7 protein-coding genes and 2 pseudogenes are annotated in these 8,684 nt (G+C 60.1%); 1 reads left to right on the top strand and 8 read right to left on the bottom strand.

All coding sequences use genetic code 11. The annotated features are described in order from the left end of the window. Positions 1-301 (bottom strand): annotated as a pseudogene (locus AACS18_RS22945) (substrate-binding periplasmic protein); the annotation flags it as partial. 202 nt (positions 302-503) lie between these two features. Between AACS18_RS22945 and AACS18_RS00040 the strand changes: the two are divergent. Then, on the top strand, positions 504-1,343 hold the full coding sequence (locus tag AACS18_RS00040; RefSeq protein ID WP_181363363.1) for a sterol desaturase family protein: 840 nt from the start codon (positions 504-506) through the stop codon (positions 1,341-1,343). A 111-nt stretch (positions 1,344-1,454) separates the two neighbouring features. Here the strand turns inward: AACS18_RS00040 and AACS18_RS00035 are convergent. From AACS18_RS00035 to pstA, 7 genes and pseudogenes are all read right to left on the bottom strand, one after another. Then, positions 1,455-2,870, bottom strand: a pseudogene (locus AACS18_RS00035) (basic amino acid/polyamine antiporter). A gap of 9 nt (positions 2,871-2,879) precedes the next feature. After that, positions 2,880-3,782: a homocysteine S-methyltransferase family protein gene (locus tag AACS18_RS00030; RefSeq protein ID WP_108613407.1), complete on the bottom strand. Its 903-nt coding sequence runs from the start codon at positions 3,780-3,782 to the stop codon at positions 2,880-2,882. Positions 3,783-4,075: 293 nt separating this feature from the next. Then, on the bottom strand, positions 4,076-4,618 hold the full coding sequence (locus AACS18_RS00025; RefSeq protein WP_181363361.1) for a hypothetical protein: 543 nt from the start codon (positions 4,616-4,618) through the stop codon (positions 4,076-4,078). 19 nt (positions 4,619-4,637) lie between these two features. Then, on the bottom strand, positions 4,638-5,957 hold the full coding sequence (locus AACS18_RS00020; RefSeq protein ID WP_005334094.1) for a hemolysin family protein: 1,320 nt from the start codon (positions 5,955-5,957) through the stop codon (positions 4,638-4,640). A 190-nt stretch (positions 5,958-6,147) separates the two neighbouring features. Next, on the bottom strand, positions 6,148-6,858 hold the full coding sequence (gene phoU, locus AACS18_RS00015; protein WP_005334097.1) for a phosphate signaling complex protein PhoU: 711 nt from the start codon (positions 6,856-6,858) through the stop codon (positions 6,148-6,150). Positions 6,859-6,943: 85 nt separating this feature from the next. Then, on the bottom strand, positions 6,944-7,762 hold the full coding sequence (gene pstB, locus AACS18_RS00010) for a phosphate ABC transporter ATP-binding protein PstB (RefSeq protein WP_005334102.1): 819 nt from the start codon (positions 7,760-7,762) through the stop codon (positions 6,944-6,946). A gap of 133 nt (positions 7,763-7,895) precedes the next feature. After that, a partial coding sequence (gene pstA / locus AACS18_RS00005; protein ID WP_108613406.1) for a phosphate ABC transporter permease PstA occupies positions 7,896-8,684 on the bottom strand: 789 nt, incomplete at its 5' end.

The raw sequence follows: 8,684 nt of genomic DNA, 5'->3' as shown, positions 1-8,684 counted from the left end.
GCTGGGAGTAGGGCCAGATATAGGGGCGGGCATCGGGCAGGTAGTAGGGCGGAAAGATGGCAAAGGCGGCCCCCTGCTCGATCATGCTCAGGCCCCGCCGCCACGGCATGGGTTTGAGCACCACCTCATAGTCACTCATGGGGGCAGTCACCTCGCGGATGATGTCGGCATATATGCCCCTGACCTCCTCCCCCTCCTGCCACGAGTAGGGAGGATAGGCAGAGTCCGCCAGGATCTCGACCCGGGTCTTGGCGTGAATGCCGCTACAAAATACCAGCAATAAACAAATCCATAAGCGCATAAGCCCGATACTCCCGCAACACAGCCTGCATCAAGCATAGCCAGCCCATGTCATTTCCTGAGCACCTGTTGCAACTTTCAGTCACGGTGAACCCGACATCAAGCGTGCCGACATGTACCAGCTCCCGCGCCGATAAAATGTTAATGAAATATTAAAGCCATCCTTTATGCTGGAGAGCAATTGCTCTGAATGGATGGCCGCTATGGATGTGCAACTGCTCCTGCTCTATCTCTCCCCGATTTTTCTGGCCTTTATCGGCTGGGAGATGCTCTACCTGCGCAAACATGGCGCGGCCTTTCCCACTGCCACCTACCAGTGGCGGGATCTGCTCGCCAACGCAGCCCTGGCCCTGATGCACCAAGGGGGCGATGCCCTGGCGGCCATCGCCATTGCTTATCTGTATGACACCCTCTGGGGCTGGCGACTGTTCGACATCGAGATCACCTTCTGGAGCGTATTGCTGCTGTTCCTGTTGCAGGATCTCTGCTACTGGCTGTTCCACTTCACCAGCCACCATGTGCGCTGGCTGTGGGCTTCCCACGTGGTACATCACAGCTCGGAGCGGCTCAATCTCTCCACCGCCTTTCGCCAGAGCCTGATGTATCCCATCTCCGGCATGTGGCTGTTCTGGATCCCGATGATTGTCATCGGCTTCCCGCCTGAGGCGGTGGTCGCCACCGTGCTGCTGAGTCTGGGCTTCCAGTTCTTCGTCCACACCCAGGTGGTGGGCAAACTCGGCTGGCTTGAGTGGGTCTTCAACACCCCCTCCCACCACAGGGTGCACCACGCCAGCAACGCCAAGTACATAGACCGCAACTTTGCCGGGGTGTTGATCATCTGGGATCGGCTGTTCGGAACCTTTGTCGAAGAAGATCCGGCCGAGCCGTGTCGCTTTGGCATCACCAAGCCGATCCACAGCTTCAATCCCCTCACCCTCACCTTCCACGAGTGGCGCGACATGCTGCACGACGCCCGTGGCCTACCCTGGCGACAAAAGCTCGCAGTGCTGTTTGGCAAACCGGCTGGGCCTGCCAGCCGCTAAGCCTTCTCCCTGGGTCACAACTCCCGGATAGCAAGTCCCTGATAACCAACCCCTGATAACAAGAGAGCGCCACTGTGGCGCTCTCTTTTATGGTCAGTCACATCTTCGATATCAGAGATGGGCAAACGACCAGACGGCGGGGATCAGGCTCAGCAAGGTCACTCCGGCCAACAGCCGCTCGCGACCACTCAGGCAAAGATCTGCGCCCAGCTAACGACGGCTGTAGAGAAACAGCAGCAGACCCGGCCCGTAGAGTAGCAAGGAGAGCAGCAGATACTCAACCCCGGCGGCATAGAGCAGCCAGAAGCCGTAACCGCTCGACACCAGCGCCACCGCCCGCATCAGACCGCGGCCCTGCCCGCTCTCCCCCTTCCTGCTGAACGAGAGCTTGAGCAGAAACAAACCGATCAGCAGGTAGGGCACCAAAATCATCGAGGTAGAGATAAGCAGCAGGCTGGTGTAGCCCTTGCCGAGCAGCCACACCAGCAGCAGGCAAGTCTGCACCGTCAGGCTGGTGAGCCAGAGCGATGCGATAGGCGTCCCATTGCGGTTCTGGCGCCGGAAGATGGCGGGAAACGCGCCGTGGCGGGCTGCGCTGAACGGCACCTCCGCCGAGAAGAGGGTCCAGCTCACGTAGGAGGCGAGCACAGAGACGATAAGGCCGACGCTGATGAGCAGCTTGCCCCAGGAGCCGGTCATCTGGGCCATCAGCCCTGCCATGGAGGGGTTGGGCAGCGCTGCGAGCTCGGGCCGACTCAATATCCCCAGCGCCAGCACCGAGATAAGCACATAGAGCAGCAGTGCCAGCACGACCCCCAGTACGGTGGCGGTGCCCACATCCCGTCGGTTTCGGGCGCGGGCCGACAGCACCGCTGCCCCCTCGATACCGGTGAAGACCCAGAGGGTGATCAGCATGGTGTTGCGCACCTGCTCGGAAACCGGCACCGCCAGGCTACTGCCCTGCTGATCCGCCGCGAAGGTGACCGGCTCGAACCAGTAGCAGGCAAACAGAATAAACAGCAGCAGCGGCAGGCTCTTGGCCAGGGTCGCCACCAGATTGAATAGCGCCGCCTGCTGCACACCGCGGGCCACCAGCAGATGTACCGCCCAGAGGATGCAGGACTCACCGACAAACGCCGCCAGGGTATTGCCGTCACCAAACCAGATCTGCTCGGGGGTGTCGACAAAGCTGCCCAGCGCGGCAAAGGCGATCACCAGATAGCCCACCACGCCGATGGTGGCGCAGAGCCAGTACCCCCATGCGGAGAAGAATCCCACCAGCTCGCCAAAACCGGCGCGGGCGTAGCTGTAGATACCGCCGTCGAGATCCGGCCTTAACCGCGACAGATAGAGAAAACTCATGGCGAGCGCCAGGATGCCCACCCCCGTCACGCCCCAGCCGATCAGCACAGCGCGGGCGCCTGCCACCTCGGCCATGTTCTGGGGCAGGCTAAAAATCCCCGCCCCCACCATGGAACTGAACACCAGCGCGGTGAGGGACCAGAGCCCAATCTTGCTCTCTTTCATGGAAGCTCCTTAGCGCAACCGGCTGCTCAGCGCCTGAATATGCTCGGGGCCGATGCCGCAGCAACCGCCGATCAAGTTCGCACCGGCTGCGCGCCAGCGCTCGGCCCAGCCAAGGTAATCCAGCGGCCCCAGATCGGCGCGGATCTCGTCCAGCCCATCATTGGCGGTGGCCTCTTTGGGCTGCGGCGGGAAGGCGTTGGCATAGGCGCCGAGGCGAATATCGGTGCGGCCCTGCTCTTGCAAAGCGTCACCGGCCACTTTGAGCGCCCCCTCGATCACTTCGGGCTGACAGCAGTTGAACAAGATGGCATCGATCCCGGCCGCCACCAGCGCGGTCACTGCATCGGCCACCTGCTCGCCGGAACGCAGTCGCGGCTCGTTGCCCGGCGCCTCATCTTCCAGCGTGAAGGAGACCCAGAACGGCTTGCCATCGTCAGGCAACAGCGCTTTCAGGGCCAGTGGCTCGGCAATCAGGCTCATGGTCTCGGCCAGCCAGATATCCACATAAGGGGATAGCGCCCGGATAAGCGGCGTCGCCAGCTCGCTCACCCGGTCCGCCTTGAACAGGTCGGCACGGTAGGAGCCAAACAGCGGTGGCAGAGAACCCGCCACCTGCACGGCGCCCTTCTGCTCGTCAGCCACTTCACGGGCCAGCTGACCAGCCAGCGCTGCCAACCCCTCCCCGTCGGCAAAGAAACGCTCATCGCCGATATGAAACGGCACCAGCGCATAGCTGTTGGTGGTAATGACCCTGGCCCCGCTCGCCACATAGGCCTGATGCACGTCACGCACCGTCTCTGGCGCCTCCATCAAGGCCAGCGCCGACCACTCGGGCTGACGAAACGGTGCCCCCCGCCGTGCCAACTCGCGCCCCATGCCCCCATCCAGCACCCACAATTCCCTGGTTTCCATCTGTCGTGTCTCTTTGTTTTATGCGTTGTTTATTTGCGTATTTATCTGTTTGTTTTGTTGATCTGCGGTTTCGCATCGAATCGCTGCAGATCGTCCAGCTTCATCTTGGGAAGCCCTTTTATTATGCAGCCATAAAAACATATGGATGTTTAGATGGCCAAAGCAAGATAAAACAAAGTGCCACGGGCGGCAATCAGTATCAGCAGAAATCAGCGTGCAAACGGCGAGGCAAACGCAGAAATGCAAGAGGCCACCCGAAGGTGGCCTCATCACTATCTTGATCCGCTGGCAGCTTAACGCCCGGCCAGCACTCGCTTGATCTGCTTGACCCAGTCCGAGACCCGACCCTGCTGCGGCAGACCGCGCCAGATCTGCTCCCACTGGGCAGGGCTGAGAGGACGACCGAGGCGACGCTGCACGCCGGCATAGAGGTAGTCATGGGCCGTGGTGGCCGCATGCTCGGAGGTGAGGAATTTGGAGACCGGATCGGTCAACCGCACATCCCGCATGCCGAGCAGTGGATAGTCGTTGTGCACCGCCGCCAGCATGGTCTCGCGCATGGCGGACTCGATGTAGCCACGGGCAAACAGGGCGGTAACCGACTCCAGCGACCCCTGATCCGGGCCGTGATACTGCTCATCAAAGACCGGGCTCGGCTCTGCCATGCCGCTTTGTACCACCGCATCGGGATCCTGCTGCGGCACGACCACGGCAGGCTTGGGGGTTACCGGCTTGGCTGCCACTGTGGCTTTGCGCGGCGCACTCTGACTACAGGCACCCAGTGCCAGGGCGAGCGCGACACAGGCCAGCGCACGGGAATGAGACTGCATCTTCATGACTCTTATGTCGCTCCTTTTACGATTCCTGAGCTGGCTTCTCGGCCACAGCCGGTTCGACCCGGGTAACCAGCAGCTGATCAATCTTGTAACTGTCGATATCGACCACTTCGAACTTGTAACCGGCGTATTTGACCGAGTCAGTGCGCTTGGGGATCTTGCGCAGCATATACATGATAAAGCCGGCGATGGTCTCGTAGTTCTGGTTCTCGGGGAACTCTTCGATATCGAAGGCGCGCATCACGTCGGAGATGGGGGTAACCCCGTCCACCAGCCAGGAGTTCTCGTCGCGCTGGACGATCTGCTCTTCCACTACGTGGGTCGCCCACTCGCCCATGACGGTACTCATCAGGTCGTTCATGGTGACAATCCCCACCACCAGCGCGTACTCGTTCATCACCACGGCAAAGTCGCCACGATGATTCTTGAAGTACTCCATCGCCTCATAGAGGTTCAGGGTATCGGGGATGATGATGACGTTCTGCACCAGGTTGCCACCGATAAGGTCGATGCTCTGGCCGCCGATAACGCGGATCAGCAGCTCTTTGGCATCGACAAAGCCCTTGATGCTGTCGAGGTTGTGGTCACAGACCAGAAACTTGTTGTGGGGATGCTCGGCGATCTTCGCCTTGATGCTCTCTTCACTCTCTTGCAGGGTGAAGTAGATAAGGCTCTCGCGAGCCGTCATGGCGGAGGTGACACCAAGGGACTGCAACTCGAACACGTTCTCGATGAGCTGATGCTCCTCGCGCTGGATAACCCCCGCCTCGGCACCGGCATCCATCACCGCATAGATATCGTCGGAGGTGATCTCGTCGTTACGCACCGTGGAGACGCGCATCAGACGGAACAGGGAGTTGGCCAGCCCGTTGAAGACCCACACCAGCGGCATCAACACGGTGACGAAAAAGAGCATGGGGCGCACCACCACCACGGCAATCTGCTCGGGCATGGTCATGGCCAGACGCTTGGGCATCAGATCGGCGATCAGGATAAACATGCCGGTGACGAACACGAAGGAGGCACCGGAGCTGATCTCGCCAAGCCAAGGGCCCTGGTAGAACTGGGAGACAATCCCCTTGATGGCGGGGTTGAGGGCAGACTCACCCAGGATACCGCCCAGAATGGCGACGGTATTGAGGCCAATCTGCACCACGGTGAAAAAGTTGCCCGGCTGGGCCTGCAGGGCCAGCACCTTTTCGGCCTGGCGATTACCTTCATCCGCCATCACCTGCAATTTGATTTTGCGAGACGCGGCGAGAGAGATCTCGGAGAGGGAGAAGAACACACTGCCGCCAACCAGCAGCATTAAAAAGAACAAACTATCGGCAAAACTCATGATTAACCTATTGCTACACCCGCCTTAGCACAAGACGGCAAACTGGGCCCGGGAGACCGGACCGTGAGCCCATCCGGGACTCACACAGGGGGAGTATTCTATCAGAAAACAGCCAGTTGGGGGCTTTATCTTACTCCGACCAGTTATGCAACAAAAAAGGCGCTTCACGCGCCTTTTTATTCACTTCCGGTTAGCCCTTGCCCAGCAAGGTGCCCAGATCGTCCGCCTTGGTATGGCGCACATCCTTGCCTTTCACGTAGTAGACGATGTACTCGCAGATGTGCTGGCAGCGATCGCCGACCCGCTCGATGGCCCGCGCCGCCCACAGGACGTTGAGCACCTGGGGGATGGTGCGGGGATCTTCCATCATATAGGTCATCAGCTCGCGGATGATGGACTCGTACTCGCGGTCTACCTTGTCATCTTCCTTGTAGACCGCCAGCGCCGCATCCAGATCCATGCGGGCGAAAGCGTCGAGCACATCGTGCAGCATCTTGATGGTGCGACGACCCATGTTCTCCAGCGACACCAGCGGCGGCTGCGGCTTGTTGGCGTTGTCGGTCAGCATGCGGGCGATCTTGTCAGCCACGTCGCCAATGCGCTCCAGATCGGTGATGGTCTTGATGATGGCCATCACCAGTCGCAGGTCGGAGGCTGTCGGCTGACGCTTGGCGATGATGCGGGTGCACTCCTCGTCGATCGCCACTTCCATCGCGTTGACCTTGTGGTCGTTGGCCACGATCTTGCGAGCCGCATCGAGATCCTGATCATGGATCGCCGCAATGGCGTCGGTGAGTTGCTGCTCCACCAGACCGCCCATCACCAGCACCTGGTTGCGCACGCTCTCTAGCTCGGCATTGAACTGACCGGAGATGTGTTTATTGAGGTTCATATTGTCCATACAAATAATCCTTGATTGCTCCGATTATGCCTTAGCCGTTGAACCGACTGCCAATCTGTTTGCTGAGATTCATCCTCTCCTCTCCTTAGCCGTAACGACCGGTAATGTAATCTTCGGTCTTTTTCTTGGCCGGGGTGGTGAAAATGGTGTTGGTATCCGAGTACTCGATAAGCTCGCCCATATACATAAAGGCGGTCTGATCCGACACACGCGCAGCCTGTTGCATGTTGTGGGTCACGATCACCACGGTGAACTGGCTCTTGAGCTCGTTGATCAGCTCCTCGATGGTGAGGGTGGAGATGGGGTCGAGCGCCGAGGTCGGTTCATCGAGCAGCAGCACTTCCGGCTCGATGGCAATGGCGCGGGCAATCACCAGACGCTGCTGCTGACCACCGGAGAGACCGAAGGCGTTGTCATGCAGACGATCCTTCACCTCGTCCCACAGGGCCGCACCGCGCAGGGAGCGCTCGGCCGCTTCATCCAGAGTGCGACGATCGTTGATCCCCTGCAGGCGCAGACCATAGACCACGTTCTCGTAGATGGACTTGGGAAACGGGTTCGGGCGCTGGAACACCATGCCTACCTGACGGCGCAGGGCAGAAACATCGACGCTCTTGTCATAGATGTTGTGGCCGTGCAGTTGGATTTCCCCCTCGATGCGACAGATCTCCACCAGATCGTTCATCCGGTTGATGCAGCGCAGCAGGGTCGATTTACCACAGCCTGACGGGCCGATAAAGGCGGTCACCTGCCCTTTGGGGATCTTCATGTTGACGTTGAACAACGCCTGCTTGCTGCCGTAGTACAGGTTGAGATCCTTCACCTCCAGCGCGGTCTGCTCCGGGGTCAGGTTGAGCAGGTCCAGCGCGGTGTGCTGGGTAGACGTGGTCGTTACGTTGATCATCTGTTACCTCAAAATCTATCTGGAGTGGCCAGACTGCTGCCGGCGCCCCTCACGTATTGGTGCAGAGAGATGGCGGCTCGCGCTCGGCCGCCCCTCTGTTATCTCACTCTTGTATCACTCATGCGGCGCCGGATTAATGCTCCAGCGACCGGAATTTCTCGCGCAAGTGGTTACGAATACCGATAGCGGTCAGGTTCAGACCCACGATCACCGTCACCAGCAGGAAGGAGGTGGCGTAGACCAGCGGGCGGGCCGCCTCGACGTTAGGGCTCTGGAAGCCGACGTCATAGATGTGGAAGCCCAGGTGCATGAACTTGCGCTCCACATGCAGATACGGGAAGTTGCCATCCATCGGCAGGGTCGGTGCCAGTTTCACCACCCCTACCAGCATCAGCGGCGCCACTTCACCGGCTGCACGGGCAATCGCCAGAATAAGGCCGGTCATGATGGCCGGACTCGCCATCGGCAGCACGATGCGCCAGAGGGTTTCGGCCTGGGTCGCGCCCAGTGCCAGCGAGCCCTGACGGATGGTGCTCGGGATCCGCGCCAGCCCCTCTTCGGTGGAGACAATCACCACCGGCAGGGTCAGGATAGCCAGGGTCAGCGCCGACCAGATCACGCCAGGTGAACCAAAGGTCGGGCTCGGCAGCGCTTCCGGGTAGAAGAGGCGGTCGATGCTGCCCCCCAGGGTGTAAACGAAGAAGCCCAGACCAAACACGCCGTAGACGATGGAAGGCACGCCCGCCAGGTTGATCACCGCAATGCGGATGATCTTGGTCAGACTGTTCTTGCCCGCGTATTCGTGCAGGTAGACTGCCGCCACCACCCCCAGCGGGGTCACGATGATCGCCATCAGGAAGACCATGAACACAGTGCCGAAGATAGCCGGGAACACCCCGCCCTCGGTGTTGGCTTCACGGGG

It is taken from the genome of Aeromonas sp. HMWF015, assembly GCF_963878965.1.
GTDB lineage: Bacteria > Pseudomonadota > Gammaproteobacteria > Enterobacterales > Aeromonadaceae > Aeromonas > Aeromonas veronii.
This window is presented reverse-complemented; position numbering and strand designations above follow the sequence as displayed.

Excerpts from the sequence above, each read along its gene's own strand:
- AACS18_RS00040 (WP_181363363.1), top strand. The coding sequence starts at position 504 with ATGGATGTGCAACTGCTCCTGCTCTATCTCTCCCCGATTTTTCTGGCC.
- AACS18_RS00030 (WP_108613407.1), bottom strand. The coding sequence starts at position 3,782 with ATGGAAACCAGGGAATTGTGGGTGCTGGATGGGGGCATGGGGCGCGAG.
- AACS18_RS00025 (WP_181363361.1), bottom strand. The coding sequence starts at position 4,618 with ATGAAGATGCAGTCTCATTCCCGTGCGCTGGCCTGTGTCGCGCTCGCC.
- pstB (WP_005334102.1), bottom strand. The coding sequence starts at position 7,762 with ATGATCAACGTAACGACCACGTCTACCCAGCACACCGCGCTGGACCTG.
- AACS18_RS00020 (WP_005334094.1), bottom strand. The coding sequence starts at position 5,957 with ATGAGTTTTGCCGATAGTTTGTTCTTTTTAATGCTGCTGGTTGGCGGC.
- phoU (WP_005334097.1), bottom strand. The coding sequence starts at position 6,858 with ATGGACAATATGAACCTCAATAAACACATCTCCGGTCAGTTCAATGCC.